Origin of the sequence: Streptomyces sp. NPDC051180 (assembly GCF_040689545.1) — a bacterium.
Taxonomy (GTDB): domain Bacteria; phylum Actinomycetota; class Actinomycetes; order Streptomycetales; family Streptomycetaceae; genus Streptomyces.
This window is the reverse complement of sequence record NZ_JBFBBC010000002.1, coordinates 223,390-242,001: the sequence shown is the minus strand read 5'-3', so window position 1 is coordinate 242,001 and position 18,612 is coordinate 223,390. Positions and strand designations below refer to the sequence as shown.

Here is an 18,612-nt window from a genome sequence, read left to right as displayed (position 1 = left end):
GATCCGCCACCACCCCTGCCCGATACCCCGGGCATCGGGCAGCATAGGGCCCATGTCCGTACTGACGCGCGACGAAGCGCAGACCCGTGCCCAGCTCCTCGACGTCCACCACTACCGCGTGGACCTCGACCTCACGACCGGCGACGAGACCTTCACGTCACGGAGCCTCATCCGCTTCACGGCCCGCGCCGCGGGGGACACCTTCGTCGAGCTCAAGCCCGAGACCCTCCACTCCGCCGTCCTCGACGGCGAGCCCCTCGACACCTCCGCCCTCGACGGCAACCGCCTCCCGCTGAGCCTCACCGAGGGCGAGCACACCCTGAGCGTCGACACCGTCATGCGGTACTCCCGCACCGGCGAGGGCATGCACCGCTTCAAGGACCCCACGGACGGCGAGTCGTACGTCTACACCCAGCTCTTCATGGAGGACGTCCAGCGCGTCTTCGCCGCCTTCGACCAGCCCGACCTCAAGGCCGTCTTCGAGCTGAGCGTCACCGCCCCCGACGGCTGGACCGTCCTCTCCAACAGCGTCACCGAGCAGCAGCCCGACGGCAGCTGGCTGGCCGCCCCCACCCCCCTGCTCTCCACCTACTTCGTCTGCGTCGCCGCCGGACCCTGGCACTCGATCCGCACCGAACACGCCGGACTGCCCTTCGGCATCCACTGCCGCCGCTCCCTCGCCCCCCACCTCGACACCGACGCCGACGAGATCCTCGCCGTCACCAGAGCCTGCTACGACCGCTACCACGAGAAGTTCGACGAGCCCTACCCCTTCGACTCGTACGACCAGGCGTTCGTCCCCGAGTTCAACGCCGGCGCCATGGAGAACCCCGGACTCGTCACCTTCCGCGACGAGTTCGTCTTCCGCTCCGCCGTCACCGTCACCGAACGCCAGACGCGCGCCATGGTCATCGCCCACGAGATGGCCCACATGTGGTTCGGCGACCTCGTCACCCTGCGCTGGTGGGACGACATCTGGCTGAACGAGTCCTTCGCCGAGTACATGGGCTTCCAGACCGTCAACGAGGCGTGCTCCGACCTCTTCCCCGACACCTGGGTCGACTTCGGCGTCGCCCGCAAGGCATGGGGGTACGAGGCCGACCAGCGGCCCTCCACCCACCCCGTCGCCCCCGACCCGGAGGCCGTCCCCGACACCGCCTCCGCCCTCCTCAACTTCGACGGCATCTCCTACGCCAAGGGCGCCTCCGCCCTCCGCCAGCTCGTCGCCTGGCTCGGCGAGAAGGACTTCCTCGCCGGCATCAACATCCACTTCAAGCGGCACAGGTTCGGCAACGCCACGCTCGCCGACTTCATCGACAACCTCGCCGCCGCCACCGACCGCGACGTCCACGGCTGGGCCGACCAGTGGCTCCGCACCACCGGCGTCGACACCCTCACCCCCCGCCTCGACGGCGCCGGCGGCACCTGGCGCCTCACCGTCGACCGCGACGGCAGCCGCCCGCACCGGATCTCCGTCGGCGTCCACGACCGCGACCCCTCCGGCGACCTCGTCCTGCGCGAGCGCCGCGAGGTCGACGTGCCGCAGGAGGCCCCCCTGGAGCTGTCCGGCCCCCGCCCCGCCCTCGTCGTCCTCAACGACGAGGACCTCACCTACACCAAGCTCCGCTTCGACGAGGTCTCCGAGGAGACCGCCCTGCGCGGCCTCTCCCGGATCCCCGACCCGCTGACCCGCGCCGTCGTCTGGAACGCCCTGCGCGACATGGTCCGCGACGGCGACCTCGAACCCGCCGCGTACCTGGAGACCGCCCTCGCGCACCTGCCGCAGGAGACCGAACTCGCCCTCCTCCAGGGCGTCCTCGGCTTCGCCCGCACCCAGATCGCCGACCGGTACGTCACCGAGGACGAGCGCCCCGCCGCCCTCGCGAAGATCGGCGAGATCGCCCGCGACCTGCTCCGCCGCACCGAGGACGGCGAGTCGCCCGGCCTCCGCCTCACCGCCGTCCGGGCCCTCGTCGACAGCGCCACCACCCCCGACAAGATCGCCTCCTGGCTCGACGAGGGCACCGTCCACGGCGGCCCCGAACTCGACCCCGAGCTGCGCTGGCGCATCCTGGCCCGCCTCGCCGTCCTCGGCGCCACCGACGAGGCCGCGATCGCCGCCGAACTGGAGCGCGACCCCAGCGCCACCGGCGAGGAGGGCGCCGCCCGCTGCCGCGCCGCCCTCCCGGACCCCGCCGCCAAGGCCGCCGCCTGGTCCGCCCTCTTCGACACGGACGACCTGTCCAACTACCTCTTCACCGCCACCGCCCAGGGCTTCTGGCAGCCGGAACAGGCCGACCTCGTCCGCGACTACGTGCCGCGCTTCTACGCCGACGCCGCCGCCCTCGGAGACCGCCGGGGCCCGGCCATGGCCGAGGCCGCCGGCCGCTACGCCTTCCCGGCCTTCGCCGTCGACGCCGACTCCCTCGCCCTCGGCGAGACCCACCTCGCCGACGACACCGTCATCCCCGCCCTCCGCCGCAAGCTCGTCGACCAGCTCGACGACCTCCGCCGGGCACTCGCGGTCCGCACCGCCTGAGCCCACCCCACCCCACCCCGGCGCAGGGCGCGTCCCCCGCGCCGGGGGCACGGGGGAGCCGCGGCGCCCCCACCCGGCCGCCCCGCGAGACCCACCGCACCCGCCCCACGCAGGCCGAGGCCGACCCGGCACCCCTCCCCGCCCGGGCACCCCCAGGGCCCCGGCACCCCTACCCGCCCGGGCCCCCTCCCCGCCCCCGCATGTCCCTCGTTCGGGTCACAAGCGGCCACTCCCCGGACACGCCCCACCAGCGCCCGCCACGCTGTCGTCCATGCGTGCCGCACCCCCACCCCTCGCCGGAGGCACCCCCGGCCCCGACGCCCTCCGCCCCCTCCTGGACACCGTCCTCGACGCCCTCCGCACCGGCGCGACGGAGCGCGGCGGCCCGCTCCCCGCCGGCGGCCCGGACGCCGTCGCCGCACGGACGGCGACCCTCGGAGCCGTACTGCCCGAGACCGGCACCGGCGCCGACGAGGCCCTGCGGACCCTCGTCCGCGCCCTGGCCGAGGGCGCCGCCGACCCCGCCCACCCCCTCTGCGCCGCCCACCTCCACACCCCGCCGCTCGCGCTCGCCGCCGCCGCCGACCTGGCCGCCTCCGCGCTGAACCCGTCCATGGACTCCTGGGACCAGGCCCCCGCCGCCTCCGCCCTCGAACACCGGGTCACCGCCGCCCTCGCCGCCGAGGTCTTCCCCACCGCACCCGCCCCGGACGCGCTCGTCACCACCGGCGGCACCGAGTCCAACCAGATCGCCCTGCTCCTCGCCCGCGAACGGCACGGCGCCCTCCGCACCGTCGTCGGAGCCAACGCCCACCACTCCTTCCGCCGCGCCGCCTGGCTCCTCGGCCTGCCCGAGCCGGTCACCGTGCCCACCCCCCGCGGCACCATGGACCCCACCGCCCTCGCCGACGCCCTCGCCCGCACCGAAGGCCCCGTCCTCGTCGCCGCCACCGCCGGCACCACCGACGAGGGCCTGATCGACCCCCTCCCCGCCCTCGCCGACGTCTGCGACGCCCACGGCGCCGCCCTCCACGTCGACGCCGCCTACGGCGGCCCCGTCCTCTTCAGCCGGACCCACCGCCGCCTCCTGCACGGCCTCGACCGGGCCCGCACCGTCACCGTCGACCTCCACAAACTCGGCTGGCAGCCGGCCGCCGCCGGACTCCTCGCCGTACGGGAGGCATCCGACCTCGCCGCCCTCGACCACACCGCCGACTACCTCAACGCCGACGACGACACCGAGGCCGGACTCCCCGACCTCCTCGGACGCTCCCTGCGCACCACCCGCCGCCCCGACGTCCTCAAGACCGCCGTCACCCTCCGCGCCCTCGGCCGCGACGGCCTCGGCGCCCTCGTCGACGCCTGCGTCGAACGCGCCCGGGACCTCGCCGACCTCGTCGAGAAGACCCCCGGCCTCGAACTGCGCGCCCGCCCCACCCTCACCACGGTCCTCTTCCGGCCCGTCGACGCCGCCGACGAGACCGTCGCCGCGATCCGCCGCGACCTCCTCGCCGAAGGCCGCGCCGTCCTCGGCCGCGCCGCCGCGGACGGCCGCCTCTGGCTCAAGGCCACCCTGCTCAACCCCCACGCCACCCCCGGCGACCTGGCACAGCTCATCACCCTCGTGGAAGGCAGCACGCACCGATGACCGGCAGCACCCCCCAGCAGGACCTCGACCAGCCCCACGACCTCGTGGGCGTCGGCATCGGCCCCTTCAACCTCTCCCTCGCCGCCCTCGCCCACGGCGTGCCCGGCGGACTCGCCGTCACCTTCTACGAGCAGAAGCCGGCCTTCCAGTGGCACCCCGGCCTCCTCATCGAGGGCGCCACCCTCCAGGTGCCGTTCCTCGCGGACCTCGTGACCCTCGCCGACCCCGCCAGCCCCTGGACCTTCCTCAACTACCTCAAGAGCCGCGAGCGCCTCTTCCCCTTCTACTTCGCCGAGAAGTTCCACATCCAGCGCGCCGAGTACGACGCCTACTGCCGCTGGGTCAGCGAACGCCTCCCCGGCCTCCACTTCGGCCACCAGGTCGACTCGGTCCGCTGGAACCCCGAACGCCGCCTCTTCGAGGTCGACTTCACCCAGGTCGACCCGGCCGGCGAAGCCGAGGCCCTCGGCCGCGCCTACACCCGGAACGTCGTCCTCGGCGTCGGCACCGAGCCCTACGTCCCCGAGCCCCTCAAGCCCCTCGCCGACGCCCCCGGCGTCCCGGTCGTCCACTCCGCCGACTACCTCGCCCACCGCGAGACCCTCCTCGCCGCCGGACACGTCACCGTCATCGGCTCCGGGCAGTCCGGCGCCGAGGTCTTCCTCGACCTCCTCCGCTCCCGCCCCGCCGGAGCCGAACGCATCCACTGGCTGGCCCGCACCGAGGCGTTCGCCCCCATGGAGTACTCCAAGCTCGGCCTGGAGCACTTCACCCCCGACTACACCCGCTACTTCCACGCCCTGCCCGAACCCGTCCGCGGCGACCTCGTCCCCCGGCAGTGGCAGCTCCACAAGGGCATCGACGCCGACACCATCGCCGCCATCCACGACGAGCTCTACCGCAGGACGCTGCACGGCGGCTGGCCCGACGCCGTCCTCACCCCCGGCGTCCGGGTCCGCACGGCCGGCCGGGTCGCCACCACCCAGGTCGAACTCCACCTGGAGCACCTCCAGCAGGGCACCCGCTCCCGGCTCACCACCGACGCCGTCGTCCTCGCCACCGGCTACCGCGAACGTCCGGTCGACCGGATGCTCGCCGGCCTCGACCCCTACCTTCGCCACGACTCCGCCGGCCGCGCCCGGGTCGACGAGCGGTACCGGCTCGTCCTCGACCCGTCCGTGACCGGCTCCGTCTACGTCCAGAACGCCGAGAAGCACACCCACGGCGTCGGCGCCCCGGACCTCGGCCTCGCCGCCTGGCGCAGCGCGACCATCCTCAACGCGGTCAGCGGCAAGGAGCCGTACCCGCTGCCCCGCCGCACCGCCTTCACCAGCTTCGGCCTGGAGACGCGAGAGGCGCCGAGCATCCCGGCACAGGGCCAGAAGCTGACGCCCCTCACACCGCTCGTCTAGCGGGACCTAGAACACCGGCACGCCGTCCCGGGTCAGCTTCCAGTCCACCGACGCGAAGAGGCCCGGGTCGACGGTCCCCTTGGCCTTCACCCACTGGATGATGGTGTTGCGGATCTCGTCCGAGTTGGCCCACAGCTGCTGGGCGGCCGCGACGTGCGGGAACGCCCCGCCACCGCTCGCCCGGTAGTTGTTGACCGCGAGGACGAACCTCGCCGCCGGGTCGAGCGGCTTGCCCTCGAACGCCAGGTTCACGATCCGCGAGCCCGCCGGCCGGGCGATGTCGATCTCGTACGTCAGACCCGACACCGCGTCGTAGTTGTAGTCCGGCGTGTTGTCCGCGTTGGTCAGCTTCGCCGTGTCGACGGGCTCGCCCGCCGCCGTCCGGACGTAGTACTTCGCCGAGTACTCCAGGTAGTCCTTCAGCTGGGCGCCGGTCAGCAGACGGGCCTCCAGCGTGTTCTCGAAGGGGTACAGCCCGGCGGCGTCCTTGATGCTGATCTCGCCGGCCGGGATCCGGGCCGTCCGCGAGAAGCAGGACGCCTGCGAGAGCACCGGCAGCCCGGCGTACGCGCCGCCCGCGAGGGCCGCCTTCACCGTCTCGGCCTGCACCACGTTGATCAGGTCGATGATCGGCTCGTCCTTCCACGGCGCGTCGGCCGTGGTCATCGCCGCGGTCGAGGTGCCGATGACCTGGTTGACGTACGCGACGACCTTCCGGTGCTCGTCCGCGAGCAGCCCGGTGATCTTCGGGTCCTCCGCCACCGTGTTGGAGTTCAGGACCTGCGCGGCGACCTTCTCGACCGTCCAGCGGCCCTTCTCCCACACCAGGTCGAAGTCGAAGAGCGTGAGGCGCTGCCCCCACTTCAGCGGCTCGGAGAGCACCACCTCCTTGCCGGTCTCCTTGTTCGCGATCCGGTACTCGGGGATCTCCGTGTGCGCGTGGCCGACGAGGATCGCGTCGATGCCCGGGACCTGCTCGGCGACGAGCCCGGCCGCGTTCTCCACGTACGGCAGCTGGTCACCGTAGGACGAGGTGCCGCTGGAGCCGGAGTGGGCCGAGACGACGACCACGTCCGCGCCCATCGAGCGCAGCTTCGGCACCCACTTCGCGGCCTGCTCCTCCAGACCGGGGAAGACCATCCTGCCGGTGACGTTCGCCTTGTCCCAGATCGCGATGCCCGGGTTGGTCAGACCGAGGACCGCGACCCGCACGTCCTTGCCGTGCGGGGTGCACAGCCGGTGCATGCTGTAAGGGGCGAAGGCCGGGCGCAGCGTCCTCGCGTCGAGCGCGTTGGCGCCGAGCAGCGGGAAGTCGCACTGCTCCTCGAACTTCCGCAGCACCGGGATGCCGTAGTTGAACTCGTGGTTGCCGAGCGCGGCGGCGTCGTAGCCGATGGCGTTCATGGCCTGGGCCATCGGGTGGACCGGGCCGCGGCGGGCGGTGATCGGGTCGACCTTGGCGTAGTAGTACGACAGCTGGGTGCCCTGGATGGTGTCGCCGGCGTCGATGAGCAGCGTGTTGCGGCGGCCCTTCTCCTCGCGGACCTGGTCGACCAGCGTCGAGATCTTCGCGAGGCCGACGTCGTTGTGCGCCTTGTCGTCGAACTCCTTGTCCGTGAAGTAGTCCCAGTTGAAGACGTTGCCGTGCAGGTCGGTGGTGCCCATCACGGTGAACGAGTACCGCTTCTGCGGACGCGGGCGGCCGGGGCCGTGGGCCTCGGCGGGACCGGCGACGGCTCCGGCGACGGCCACTCCGGCCCCGGCGGCGGCCGAGCGCTCCAGGAACGTCCTGCGGTTCAGCGGCATGTGTGTTCTCCCCTTGTGGTTCTGTGGCGCCGGCGCCGACCGTGGCGCACAACGCGCGTAGATTCTGGCTCAGACGCACCGTCGGCAACAGACCTTCCGGGTTACGGAGTGGGAAAGTGTTCGAGGGACGACCACAGCCGAACACGGAGGATCCGGACGTGACACAGGAACACGCGACCCCCGACGCACCCCAGGTGACGGTCCGCGGCGAGGGGCGGCTCGACGTCGACCCGGAGCTCGCCGGGATCTGGGTCACCGTCTCCGCCCGCGGCACCGACCGCGCCGCCGCCCTCGCCGACCTGACCCGCCGCAACGCCCGGGTGATCGACCTGGTCAAGGCGGTCGGCGACGGCGTCGAGAAGCTGGAGACCGGCCGGCTCTCGATCGCCCCCGAACTCGGCAGGCGCGGCCGCGGCGAACGCGTCCACGCCTACGAGGGGCGGGTGCGGGTGACGGCCGAACTGACCGACTTCACGGCGCTCGGGGAACTGGTCACCCGGCTCGCCGACCTGGAGATGACGAGCGTCGAAGGCCCCTGGTGGTCGCTGCGGGCCGAGTCCCCGGCGTACGCGGAGGCGCGACGGCTCGCCGTGACCGAGGCGGTGCGCCGGGCCCGGGCGTACGCGGAGGCGCTCGGCACCTCCCTCGCCTCACTCCTCGAACTCTCGGACGCCGGCATCGGGGGCCCCTCGCCGGCCGGCGGGCCCGGCTTCCGCGGGGCCCCGGTCGCCTTCGCCGCGGAACGGGCCGTCGAGGCGCCGCCGCTGGACCTCGAACCGCAGCGGCAGACCGTCACCGCGGAGGTCGTCGCGCGCTTCACGATGCGGCCGCCCGCACTCTGAGACAGGCGGCTCCGGGACGCGGAAATCGCTCATCGGAGCACGTCGCTGCACAGATTCAAGTCTTGTCAACAACCTTTCACGGAAAGGTTGTTGAGTAGTCATGCCGCGCCGATTTCCTACTGGCGGGTAAGCCCTAGGCTCGACCCATGCGCCGAGCGAAAATCGTTTGTACCCTTGGGCCCGCCACCGAAACATACGACCAGATCAAGGCGTTGGTCGAGGCCGGAATGGACGTGGCCCGCCTCAATCTCAGCCACGGCAGCTACGCCGAGCACGAGGACCGCTACCACCGCGTCCGCAAAGCCGCCGACGAGACCGGCCGCAGCGTCGGCGTCCTGGCCGACCTTCAAGGCCCGAAGATCCGCCTCGGCCGCTTCCGCGAGGGACCCGTACTGCTTGAACGCGGCGACGAGTTCACCATCACCGTCGAGCCCACGGACGGCGACCGCCACTGCTGCGGGACCACCTACTCCGGCCTCGCCCAGGACGTGACCGCCGGCGAGCGCATCCTCGTCGACGACGGCCGCGTCACCCTGGAGGTCACCTCCGTCGACGGTCCCCGCGTCCACACCCTGGTCGTCGAAGGCGGCATGGTCTCCGACCACAAGGGCCTCAACCTCCCGGGCGTGGCCGTCTCCGTCCCGGCCCTCTCCGAGAAGGACATCGAGGACCTCCGCTGGGCGCTGCGCACCGGCGCCGACGTCATCGCCCTCTCCTTCGTCCGCAGTGCCCGCGACATCGACGACGTCCACCGGATCATGGACGAGGAGGGCCGCCGGCTCCCCGTCATCGCCAAGATCGAGAAGCCGCAGGCCGTCGAGAACATCGAGGAGATCGTCGCGGCCTTCGACGGCATCATGGTCGCCCGCGGCGACCTCGGCGTCGAAATGCCCCTCGAACAGGTGCCGATCGTCCAGAAGCGCGCCGTCAAGCTCGCCAAGCGCAACGCCAAGCCCGTCATCGTCGCCACCCAGATGCTCGATTCGATGATCGACAACTCCCGGCCCACCCGCGCCGAGGCGAGCGATGTGGCGAACGCCGTCATCGACGGCACCGACGCCGTCATGCTCTCCGGCGAGACCAGCGTCGGCCGCTACCCCATCGAGACCGTCCGCACCATGAGCCGGATCGTCGAGGCCGCCGAGGAGGACGTCCTCGCCAAGGGCCTGCCCCCGCTGACCGAGCGCAACAAGCCCCGCACCCAGGGCGGAGCCGTCGCCCGCGCCGCCGCCGAGATGGGCGACTTCCTCGGCGCCAAGTTCCTCGTCGCCTTCACCCAGTCCGGCGACACCGTCCGGCGCCTCTCCCGCTACCGCTCGCCGATCCCCCTGCTGGCCTTCACCCCGGACCCGGCCACCCGCTCCCAACTCAACCTCACCTGGGGCGTCGAGACCTTCCTCGGCCCCCACGTCGACTCCACCGACGCCATGGTCGCCCAGGTCGACGAGGAACTCCTCCGCATCGGCCGCTGCCACAAGGGCGACATCGTCGTGATCACCGCCGGCTCCCCGCCCGGCGTCGCCGGCTCCACCAACCTCGTCCGCGTCCACCACATCGGGGATCCGCTGACGTAGTCAGCGCTTGGGGCCGACGTGTCGGTCCATGAGCGCGACGTCATCACGCCGTGCCACGGATACATCGTGCGCACCGGTCGCTCGGCGCCTGCTCCGCCAGGACACACCGACACGTTCCAGCGTGTCGGTGCAGAGCCGTGTGATGTCGTCCGAGGTGTTGGTGAAGAAGTAGCGGGGGTACTCGTACCGCTTCATCCGCCCGCCGACGGTCTTCTCCGTCCAGTTGACGATGCGCGACCCGTCGGAATGGATCAGTCCTCGGATGAACGACCACGGGTGGGCGTCGACGATCTCCTGCTGCCACTGTTCGAGGACGATGGCCCGTTCGTGCTTCCTGCCCGGTCCGTGCTGCGGAAAGAGGCAGACGAGGTGCCTGGAGTGCACCTTGACGTCGTGGCACCCGACCTTCCGCACCCAGGAGGCCGTGTTGTCGGGGAACACCGTACGGACGGCCGTCACGGCTTCCTGCTGCACTCCGGGCCAGGCGTCGTCCAGCGTGATCCGCAGGCTCGGCACCCGGTGCTGCCGGGGGTGACTGATGTGCCCGTCGCCGAGGTAGAGCCCGAGAAGATACGCGTACGCCGTTTCGTCGAGCCCGCGTCCGTCGCACCGCGGGCAGAGGGGGCGGTAGACCCTGCCGGGGCACTCGCCGCGCTGCGCACGGTCCTTGTGCTTCCAGGCACTGATCGTGCCGGGCGGGATGTGCAGGGTCCGGGCGACGGCCGCGTTCGTCGCGCCGCTTCGCAGCAGGGCGAGTGCCCGCCGACGCGTTCCGATGTCGTACATGTGGCCGACGGTGCCTGGCGTGACGGCGAGTTCGTGCGCCGTTCGGCGGAGTTCACGCGTGTGGGTGACGATCACTGACTGCTCGTCGACCTTCGAATCGAAGGAAAAGTGCCCCGGGTCGGACTCGAACCGACACTGTGTGGGTTTTGAATCCACTGCCTGCTGCCAATTGGGCTACCGGGGCCCGCAGAATCAAAGGTTTTCCCTGACCCTCTGCGCGTCCACCATACCGCAGCTAGGTAGGCTCTTGGTGAGCTGTATCCGCCTGGAAGAGGCCTTGAACGAGGAGCCCCCGTGACCGCCCCCGAGTCGCCCCAGCCCGCCGACGACGCCGAGGTGTCGCACGTCCCGCCGCTGACGACCCGTGTCGTCATCGCCGAGGACGAGGCACTGATCCGCCTCGACCTCAAAGAGATGCTGGAAGAAGAGGGATACACGGTCGTGGGCGAGGCGGGGGACGGCGCGACGGCCGTCGAACTCGCCCGTGAGCACCGTCCCGACCTCGTCATCCTGGACGTGAAGATGCCCGTGCTCGACGGGATCTCGGCCGCCGAGAAGATCGCGGGCGAGTCCATCGCCCCGGTCCTCATGCTGACCGCCTTCTCGCAGCGCGAGCTGGTCGAGCGGGCCCGGGACGCCGGCGCGATGGCGTACCTGGTGAAGCCGTTCAGCAAGAGCGACGTGGTGCCGGCGATCGAGATGGCCGTCTCCCGCTTCGCCGAGCTCCGCGCCCTGGAGAAGGAGGTCGCCGACCTCTCCCAGCGGCTGGAGACCCGCAAGCTGGTGGACCGTGCCAAGTCGGTCCTGCAGACGCAGTACGGGCTGACGGAGCCGGCCGCCTTCCGCTGGATCCAGAAGACCTCGATGGACCGCCGCATGTCGATGCAGCAGGTCGCCGAGGCCGTCATCGAGGACGCCGAGGAGAAGAAGGCCGCGCGGGACAAGGAGCAGTAGTCCCGGCGCCGCGCGACGACGTGAAGAAGGCCCGCCCCACAGCACTGTGGGGCGGGCCTTCCGTCGTGAGCGGACCGGGCGGTGCTCAGTCCTCGCCGAGGTACGTCTTGCGCACGTCGTCGTTGACCAGCAGGTCCTGGCCGGTGCCGGAGAGCTTCACCGTGCCGACCTCCATCACGTACCCGTAGTCCGCGAGGGAGAGCGCGGCCTGCGCGTTCTGCTCGATCAGCAGGATCGTCATGCCCTCGGACTTCAGCGCCGCGATGGTCTCCATGATCTTCTGCATCATGATCGGGGAGAGGCCCATCGAGGGCTCGTCCAGCATCAGCAGCTTGGGCTGGGACATGAGCGCCCGGCCCATCGCCAGCATCTGCTGCTCACCGCCGGACAGGGTGCCCGCGGCCTGCTTGCGACGCTCGCCCAGGATCGGGAAGAGGTCGTACGCCTTCTGGATGTCCTTCTCGATGCCCGCCTTGTCGCTGCGGAGGAAGGCGCCGAGCTGGAGGTTCTCCTCGATGGAGAGCCGGGGGAAGATGTGCCGGCCCTCGGGGGAGTGGGCGAGTCCGAGCGAGACGACCTTGTGGGCCGGGATGCCGTTGAGCTCCTGGCCGTCGAAGGTGACGCGGCCGCCGGACGGCTTGATCAGTCCGGACAGGGTCCGCAGGGTCGTGGTCTTGCCTGCGCCGTTGGTGCCGATCAGGGCGACGACCTGGCCCGCCTCGACGGAGAAGGAGATGCCCTTGACGGCCTCGATCTTGCCGTAGGCGACCCTGAGGTCCTCGACCTCCAGAAGTGCGGTCACTTGGAGTCTCCTTCGGTGGTGCTGTCCGCTTCCGCGGCCGGAGCCGCGTCGGCGGGGGTGTCGTCGGCCTCGGGGGCCTCTTCGGCGGACTCCTCCGCCGGCTCGGTCTCCGCCGTCTCGACCTCGACCTCGGCCTCGACTTCGGCCTCGGCGGCCTGGGCCTCCGCCGCCTCGACCTCGGCCTCGACCTCGGCCGCCTCGACCTCGGCGACCTCCTCCGCCCCCGGAGCACCCTCGTACGGGGTGCCCAGGTAGGCGGCGACGACGCGCTCGTCGCCCTGGACGACCTCGGAGGTGCCCTCGACGAGCTTCTCGCCCTGGACGAGGACGGCGACCCGGTCGCACAGGTTGAAGATGAACTTCATGTCGTGCTCGATGACCAGGACCGCGATGCCGAGGTCACGGATCGCGAAGACGAGTTCCTCGGTGGTCCGGGTCTCGTTCTGGTTCATGCCGGCCGTCGGCTCGTCGAGCAGCAGCAGACCGGGGTCGCTGGCGAGCGCGCGGGCGATCTCCAGCTTGCGCTGCTCGCCGTACGGCAGGTTGCGGGCCAGGTGCTCCGCCTTGGAGGCCAGGCCGACGAACTCCAGGAGTTCCATGGCCCGGTCGCGGGAGGCGGCCTCCGCGCGCTTGAAGCCGGGGCCGCGCAGGAGCGCGGACCACAGGCCCTCCTTGGTCCGGGTGTGGCGTCCGACGAGGACGTTCTCCAGGACCGTCATGTTGGAGAAGAGGCGGATGTTCTGGAAGGTGCGGGCGATGCCTGCCTGGGTGACCAGGTGCGGCTTCGGCGGCAGGACCGTTCCCTTGTAGCTGACCTGTCCCTCGGTGGGGACGTACAGACCGGTCAGGCAGTTGAAGAAGGTGGTCTTGCCGGCGCCGTTGGGGCCGATCAGGCCGACGATCTCGCCCTCGCGGACGGTGAGGTCGACCCCGCGGACGGCGGTCAGACCGCCGAAGCGCATGGTCACCCCGCTCGCGTCGAGGACGGTGGCGGCCGTGGCGGTGTCGCGGACGAGGTCCGTCGTGATGGTGGTCATGGCGTCACGCCCCCGCCTTCGCCGTGCCGGCGCCGGACTCCGCATCCGCGGGCTGTCGCTGCTCCGGTACGTCGGGCTGTTCGTCGTTCTCGTGGAATTCGAGCTTCGCCCGCTTGTTGGCGATGAGGCCCTCGGGGCGGAAGCGCATGAGCAGGATCAGGGCGATGCCGAAGCCGAGGAGCTGGTAGTCCTGGAGGAAGGACAGCTTCGCCGGGATCAGGAAGAGCAGCGCGGAGCCGACGATCGGGCCGCTGATGGTGCCCATGCCGCCGAGGATGACGGCCGCCAGGAGGAAGGCGGAGTTCGGCGGGACGGGGCCGGCGAACACGTAGTTCTCCGGGACCACCGTGGTGTTGACGTGGGCCTGCACCGTGCCCGCGAGGCCGGCCAGGGCCGCACCGAGGGCGAAGGCGACGAGCTTGACGCGGAAGCCGTTGATGCCCATCGCGGTGGCGGCGGTCTCGTCCTCGCGGATGGCGACCCAGGCGCGGCCGATGCGGCTGTTGCCGGCGCGGGAGAAGACGACCACGACCAGCGCCATGATCAGGATCATGAGCAGGTAGTAGTTGGCGTAGGCGCCGAGTTCGACACCGAGCACGATGTGCGACTCGCCGAAGTTGTAGCCGAAGAACTCCAGCTGCGGGATGTTCGGGATGCCGTTCGGGCCGTTGGTGATCTGCGGACCGGAGGTGCCGTCGAGGTTGCCCATCGCGATGCGGAAGATCTCGCCGAAGCCGAGGGTCACGATCGCGAGGTAGTCGCCGCGCAGTCGCAGGGTCGGGGCGCCGATGACGACACCGAAGATCAGCGAGGCGGCCATGCCGGTCAGTGCCGCGGCCCAGAAGGGGAACTGGACGCCGAAGGCGGAGGAGGTGGCTCCGGAGACCAGTGCCGCCGTGTACGCGCCGACACCGAGGAAGGCGACGTATCCGAGGTCGAGCAGGCCGGCGAGGCCGACGACGATGTTCAGGCCGAGGGCGACGGTCGCGAAGATCAGGATGTTGACCGCGATCAGCGTGTACGTGTCGCCGCTCTGCTGGATGAACGGGAAGGCGATCGCCATGACGAGGCTGGCGGTGACGGTCACCTGGCGGTTGCGCGCCGTGATCTGCGAGAGGCGGGCGACGATCCCGGACTTGATCACCGCGGCGGCGGAGAAGCCGACGAGGATCAGGTACGCGATGAAGAGCTGCGGCTCCGAGTCGTCGGTGTCGATGCCGAACGTGACCACGAAGAGTCCGAGGGCGAAGACCGTGACGATGACGAGGATCTCGGCCCAGGACGGCAGTCGCTTGGCCGGGGCGGCCTTGCGGGTGTCGTCGGGCAGCAGGTACGCGGCGACCGCGGGCACGGCGGAGGCGAGGACGGCCACACCGGCGCCGGGCTCCAGGTCGACCACGGCACCGAGCTCCACGATGATCGCGATCGCGGTGAAGGCGGTGGTGGCGAAGGTGCCGAGGGCCAGGATCCACAGCGCCTTGCGGGCGCCGGCCGGGGTCAGCCAGCCGAATCCCTTGACGCCGAGCGCGGAGAGCGCGTGGAGGGCGGTGAGGACGCCGCCGACCAGCGTGAGGAGCTGGAGCGGGGCGGGGTTGCCGTAGATCGTGAGGTTGCCGGGGAAGGCGGTGGTCCACGTCCAGGCGAGGAAGGCGCTGGCGACGGTGGCGATGCTGCCGCCGAGGATCGCCCAGAGCAGGGCGGCCGGCTTGAGCGCGGCCTTCGCCGTGTCGGGGGTCTTGTCAGTGCTCGTCATGGTGCTCACGCCCTGTCCGCGACGCGCTCGCCGAGCAGACCCTGGGGTCGCACGAGGAGTACGAGGATGAGGAGGACGAAGGCCCACACGTTGGACCAGGCACCGCCGCCGAGCTGCTGCATGCCGGGGATGTCCTCGATGTAGGCGATCGAGAGGGCCTCGGCGAGGCCGAGGACGACGCCGCCGACCATGGCGCCGTAGATGTTGCCGATGCCGCCGAGGACGGCCGCGGTGAACGCCTTGAGGCCGAGGATGAAGCCCATCTCGAAGTTGATCTGGCCCTTGTCGACGCCGTACGCGACGGCGGCGACGGCGGCGAACGCGGCACCGATGGCGAAGGCCATGACGATGATGCGGTCGGTGTTGATGCCCATCAGCTTCGCGGTGTCGGGGTCCTGCGCGGTGGCCTGCATGGCGCGGCCGCTGCGGCTCTTGGAGACGAAGACGCCGAGGGCGAGCATGCACAGCGGTGCGAGCACCAGGATGAAGGCGTCGGCGCGCTGGATCGAGAGGCTCTCGGTGATCTTGAAGGCGTCGCCGGTGAACTCGGGGAAGCTGACGGCCTTCTTGGCGTCCGGGTAGAACTGCCACACGAGCTGCTGGAGCGCGATGGACAGGCCGATCGCCGTGATGAGCGGGGCCAGCCGGGGCGCGCTGCGCAGCGGGCGGTAGGCGAACCGCTCGGCGGCGGTGGCGACGGCCACGGAGGCTATCGCGCCACCGATGATCATGAGCGGGATCGCCACCAGCAGGGACGTGCCGCTCGGCAGAGCGGTGTAGGTGGTGAGGGCGCCGAAGCCCCCGATCATGAAGATCTCGCCGTGGGCGAAGTTGATGAGCTGGACGATGCCGTAGACCATGGTGTACCCGATGGCGATGAGGCCATAGAGGGCACCGAGGGCCAGGCCGTTGGCCAGCTGTTGCGGCAGTTCGTGCACCGCAGGCCTCCGATGAGCTTGTCGGATATGACTCCGCGCGAGGGCGCTGTTTGCGCCCTCGCGCGGCTTGGTTCAGGTGGTGCGGGGTTCCCGGGTGGGTACCGGGGCGGTGACTACTGGTTGAAGGTGTCGCTCTTGACGTCGATCCACTTGCCGCCCTCGACCTTGTAGACCGTGAGCTGCTTGTTGGTGGTGTCGCCGTACTCGTCGAAGGAGACCTTGCCGGTCACACCGTCGAAGGAGACCTTGCCCAGGGCCTCGGTGACCTTGGCGCGGGCGTCGGCCGGCAGCTTGCCGCCGTTGGCCTGGACGACGGCCTTGACGGCCTGGATGACGGCCCAGCCGGCGTCGTAGGAGTAGCCGCCGTACGCCGCGTACGGGTCCTTGTAGCCGCCCGCGTTGTAGTCCGCGATGAACTTCTTGGCGGTGTCGAGCTTCTCGACCGGGTAGCCGATCGAGGTCGCGAGGTCACCGTCGTTGGCCTCGGCGGAGGCGCTGATGAAGGCGGGGTCGTAGATGCCGTCGCCACCCATGACGGGGATCTTGGCGCCGGTCTTCTTGACCTGGTCGGAGAGCAGGCCGCCCTCGGGGTACTGGCCGCCGAAGTAGACGGAGTCGGCGCCGGAGGACTTGACCTTGTCGGCGGTGGAGGAGAAGTCGGTCTCCTTCACGGTGACGTGGTCGGTCGCGACGACGGTGCCGCCGAGGCGCTTGAACTCGTCCGAGAAGATCGCGGCGAGGCCGGCACCGTAGGTCTGCTTGTCGTCGACGACGAAGACCTTCTTCTTGCCGGCGTCCTTGAAGAGGTACTGGGCGGCGAACTTGCCCTGGACCACGTCGGTGGCGGCGGTGCGGAAGTAGGTCGGGAAGGGGCGCTTGAACTCGCCCTTGCCCCAGTTGTCGCCCTGGCTGAGCGCCGGGTTGGTGTTGGCCGGGGAGACCTGGGCCAGGTTGGCGGCCGCGAAGACGCCCTGCATCTGCTGGGAGACGCCGGAGTTCAGCGGGCCGACGACGCCGAGGACGTCCTTGTTGCCGACGAGCTTGGTGGCGTTGGCCTGGCCGGAGGCGGGGACGGCCTGGTCGTCGAGGGCCTCGACCTTGAAGGTGACGCCCGGGACTTCCTTGTTCTTGTTGGCGGTCTTGGCCGCCAGGTCCACGGAGTTCTTGATGCCCTGGCCGAGCGCGGAGAGGGAACCGGTCAGCGGGGCGTCGACGCCGATGACGACGGTGATGCCGCCGCCGTCCGCGTTGTTGTCGCTGCTGCCCTTGTCGTCACGCGAACCGCATGCGGTGAGAGTGAGCGCTCCCGTGGTGAGCACGCTGGTGAGGATGAGCAAAGAACGGTGTCGCACGAAGAATCCTTTCCCTGGCGCGGCCCCCTCAAGCTGAGGCGGTGCCGTGAAGCTGTGTAGCTAGAGGTGCCGTTTTCGATGCCGGGCCGTACAAGGTCGAGCAGGCCGTGCAGTGGAAGCGCCCGGCGGCGCGGTGACTGGCCGTGACTCTAGGCGCAGGTGGGGAACGGCGGGGAGCGCCGAGGTCATGATGTGACTGTCTTGTTATGCCGACGGGGGGAGACGGTGTGCAGCGGGTGGGCAAAATGGGGCAAAAGGGTCGGTAGAGCGGTGTTCACATAGTGAGAATCCCCAGTTCCGCTAAGGGGCTTGGGCGGATCACGGTCCTGACGAGACCTTCGTGAGGGTCTCCGGATAGCGGATAGGGGGTCTGGTGCCAGCGGACGGAGAGGTCCACCGTCGCCGGGGCGGTCCGATGTCCCGAACATTGCGCGAGTGTGACGCAGGGTGACGTCGGGCGTGGCCGAGATCAGTCGCTCGGGGCCGGTGGGGGAGTCGTCCACTCCTCCGGCGGGCGCCAGTTCTCCGAACTCCCGGTGGCCCCCTTCGCCGCCTCGCAGCGCCGGCGCGACTCCCGGTCGGCGAGCGCCGTCGCCGCCGCGCGGCCGGCCCGCCGCTCCTCCGCCCGGGCCGCCGCGAGCACCTCGTCGTGGATCGCGTACTGCTCGTTGGAGAGCCCCTTCTGCTCCCAGTCCAGCCCGGCCCAGACGCTGCCCTCCAGGGCCTCCCTCACCCAGTACGAGATCAGGCTCGTGCAGATGTCCGCGGGGGTGCTCGCGCGCGGCGAGGGGGTGCCGGCGGGGGTGCTCGTGGGCGCGCTCGTGGGCGGGGGGGACGGTTCGGCCGCGCGGCCGCAGCCGGCCGTGAGGGTGAGCAGGCAGCCGGCCGCGGCCGCGGCGAGGAGCGGTCCGGCGGGATGAACTCGGCTGCCTGTCACGGGTGTTCCCTCGATGTCCGAAGGGCTCGGGCTGCGCTCGGGAGGATGTCGGCCAGTGAAGCGGCTCGGCCCGCGCGGGGCAAGAGGGCGCGGACGGGCGGTGGTTGGCGTGAAAACGCCGGAGGGGGGGGGGGGGTGTCGGCCCCCCCCCCCCCAAATGGAATTAATCAAGCGCGCGGGGTTACGGCCGGGGGGGGGGAGGTGAACCCCGGCAGGGGGGTTTTAAATGGGG

Annotated in this window: 14 protein-coding genes and 1 tRNA gene; 6 read left to right on the top strand and 9 right to left on the bottom strand. The window is 70.9% G+C overall.

Annotated features, from left to right (window positions below; genetic code table 11):
- The first annotated feature begins 52 nt into the window (after window positions 1-52).
- The 3 genes from pepN (at window position 53) to AB0424_RS04505 (ending at window position 5,599) form a co-directional block, all read left to right on the top strand.
- Complete coding sequence (gene pepN, locus AB0424_RS04515; RefSeq protein ID WP_366302195.1) at window positions 53-2,539, top strand: aminopeptidase N; 2,487 nt, start codon at window positions 53-55, stop codon at window positions 2,537-2,539.
- 271 nt (window positions 2,540-2,810) lie between these two features.
- A complete protein-coding gene (locus AB0424_RS04510) occupies window positions 2,811-4,187 on the top strand; it encodes an aminotransferase class V-fold PLP-dependent enzyme (protein ID WP_366302193.1) in 1,377 nt (458 codons plus the stop codon).
- Window positions 4,184-5,599 (top strand): SidA/IucD/PvdA family monooxygenase, encoded by a 1,416-nt coding sequence (locus tag AB0424_RS04505; protein WP_366302191.1) that lies wholly within the window; start codon window positions 4,184-4,186, stop codon window positions 5,597-5,599. The genes AB0424_RS04510 and AB0424_RS04505 overlap by 4 nt, the downstream gene beginning before the upstream one ends.
- Before the next feature lie 6 nt (window positions 5,600-5,605).
- Here the strand turns inward: AB0424_RS04505 and AB0424_RS04500 are convergent, their stop codons facing one another.
- A complete protein-coding gene (locus tag AB0424_RS04500) occupies window positions 5,606-7,405 on the bottom strand; it encodes a 5'-nucleotidase C-terminal domain-containing protein (RefSeq protein ID WP_366302190.1) in 1,800 nt (599 codons plus the stop codon).
- A 158-nt stretch (window positions 7,406-7,563) separates the two neighbouring features.
- On the opposite strand from AB0424_RS04500, the gene AB0424_RS04495 reads away from it, so the two are divergent.
- Both AB0424_RS04495 and pyk read left to right on the top strand, forming a co-directional pair.
- Window positions 7,564-8,247, top strand: coding sequence for an SIMPL domain-containing protein (locus AB0424_RS04495; RefSeq protein ID WP_366302189.1), 684 nt, complete (start codon window positions 7,564-7,566; stop codon window positions 8,245-8,247).
- 146 nt (window positions 8,248-8,393) lie between these two features.
- Window positions 8,394-9,821 carry a pyruvate kinase gene (gene pyk, locus AB0424_RS04490; protein ID WP_366302188.1) on the top strand — a complete coding sequence of 476 codons (1,428 nt, stop codon included), beginning with the start codon at window positions 8,394-8,396 and terminating at the stop codon, window positions 9,819-9,821.
- On the opposite strand, the gene AB0424_RS04485 is transcribed toward pyk, so the two are convergent.
- Both AB0424_RS04485 and AB0424_RS04480 read right to left on the bottom strand, forming a co-directional pair.
- The gene (locus AB0424_RS04485; RefSeq protein ID WP_366302186.1) at window positions 9,822-10,607 is read right to left on the bottom strand and encodes a helix-turn-helix domain-containing protein; all 786 of its coding nucleotides are present in this window, start codon (window positions 10,605-10,607) and stop codon (window positions 9,822-9,824) included.
- 109 nt (window positions 10,608-10,716) lie between these two features.
- A tRNA-Leu gene (locus tag AB0424_RS04480) sits at window positions 10,717-10,791 on the bottom strand.
- Window positions 10,792-10,901: 110 nt separating this feature from the next.
- Here AB0424_RS04480 and AB0424_RS04475 point away from each other — a divergent pair.
- Entirely contained in the window at window positions 10,902-11,561 is a 660-nt protein-coding gene (locus AB0424_RS04475) for a response regulator (protein ID WP_366302184.1), read from the top strand.
- 85 nt (window positions 11,562-11,646) lie between these two features.
- Here AB0424_RS04475 and AB0424_RS04470 read toward each other — a convergent pair whose 3' ends face one another.
- The 6 genes from AB0424_RS04470 to AB0424_RS04445 form a co-directional block, all read right to left on the bottom strand.
- Window positions 11,647-12,363, bottom strand: a complete 717-nt coding sequence (locus tag AB0424_RS04470; RefSeq protein WP_366302183.1) for an ABC transporter ATP-binding protein — start codon at window positions 12,361-12,363, stop codon at window positions 11,647-11,649.
- Window positions 12,360-13,400, bottom strand: a complete 1,041-nt coding sequence (locus tag AB0424_RS04465; RefSeq protein WP_366302181.1) for an ABC transporter ATP-binding protein — start codon at window positions 13,398-13,400, stop codon at window positions 12,360-12,362. Before AB0424_RS04465 ends, AB0424_RS04470 begins: the two co-directional genes overlap by 4 nt.
- Window positions 13,401-13,404: 4 nt before the next feature.
- Complete coding sequence (locus AB0424_RS04460; protein ID WP_366302179.1) at window positions 13,405-15,153, bottom strand: branched-chain amino acid ABC transporter permease; 1,749 nt, start codon at window positions 15,151-15,153, stop codon at window positions 13,405-13,407.
- 5 nt (window positions 15,154-15,158) lie between these two features.
- The gene (locus AB0424_RS04455) at window positions 15,159-16,091 is read right to left on the bottom strand and encodes a branched-chain amino acid ABC transporter permease (protein ID WP_366302178.1); all 933 of its coding nucleotides are present in this window, start codon (window positions 16,089-16,091) and stop codon (window positions 15,159-15,161) included.
- Between the two features lie 113 nt (window positions 16,092-16,204).
- Entirely contained in the window at window positions 16,205-17,443 is a 1,239-nt protein-coding gene (locus AB0424_RS04450; RefSeq protein ID WP_366302176.1) for a branched-chain amino acid ABC transporter substrate-binding protein, read from the bottom strand.
- A 469-nt stretch (window positions 17,444-17,912) separates the two neighbouring features.
- Window positions 17,913-18,380 carry a hypothetical protein gene (locus tag AB0424_RS04445; protein ID WP_366302174.1) on the bottom strand — a complete coding sequence of 156 codons (468 nt, stop codon included), beginning with the start codon at window positions 18,378-18,380 and terminating at the stop codon, window positions 17,913-17,915.
- Window positions 18,381-18,612 lie beyond the last annotated feature (232 nt).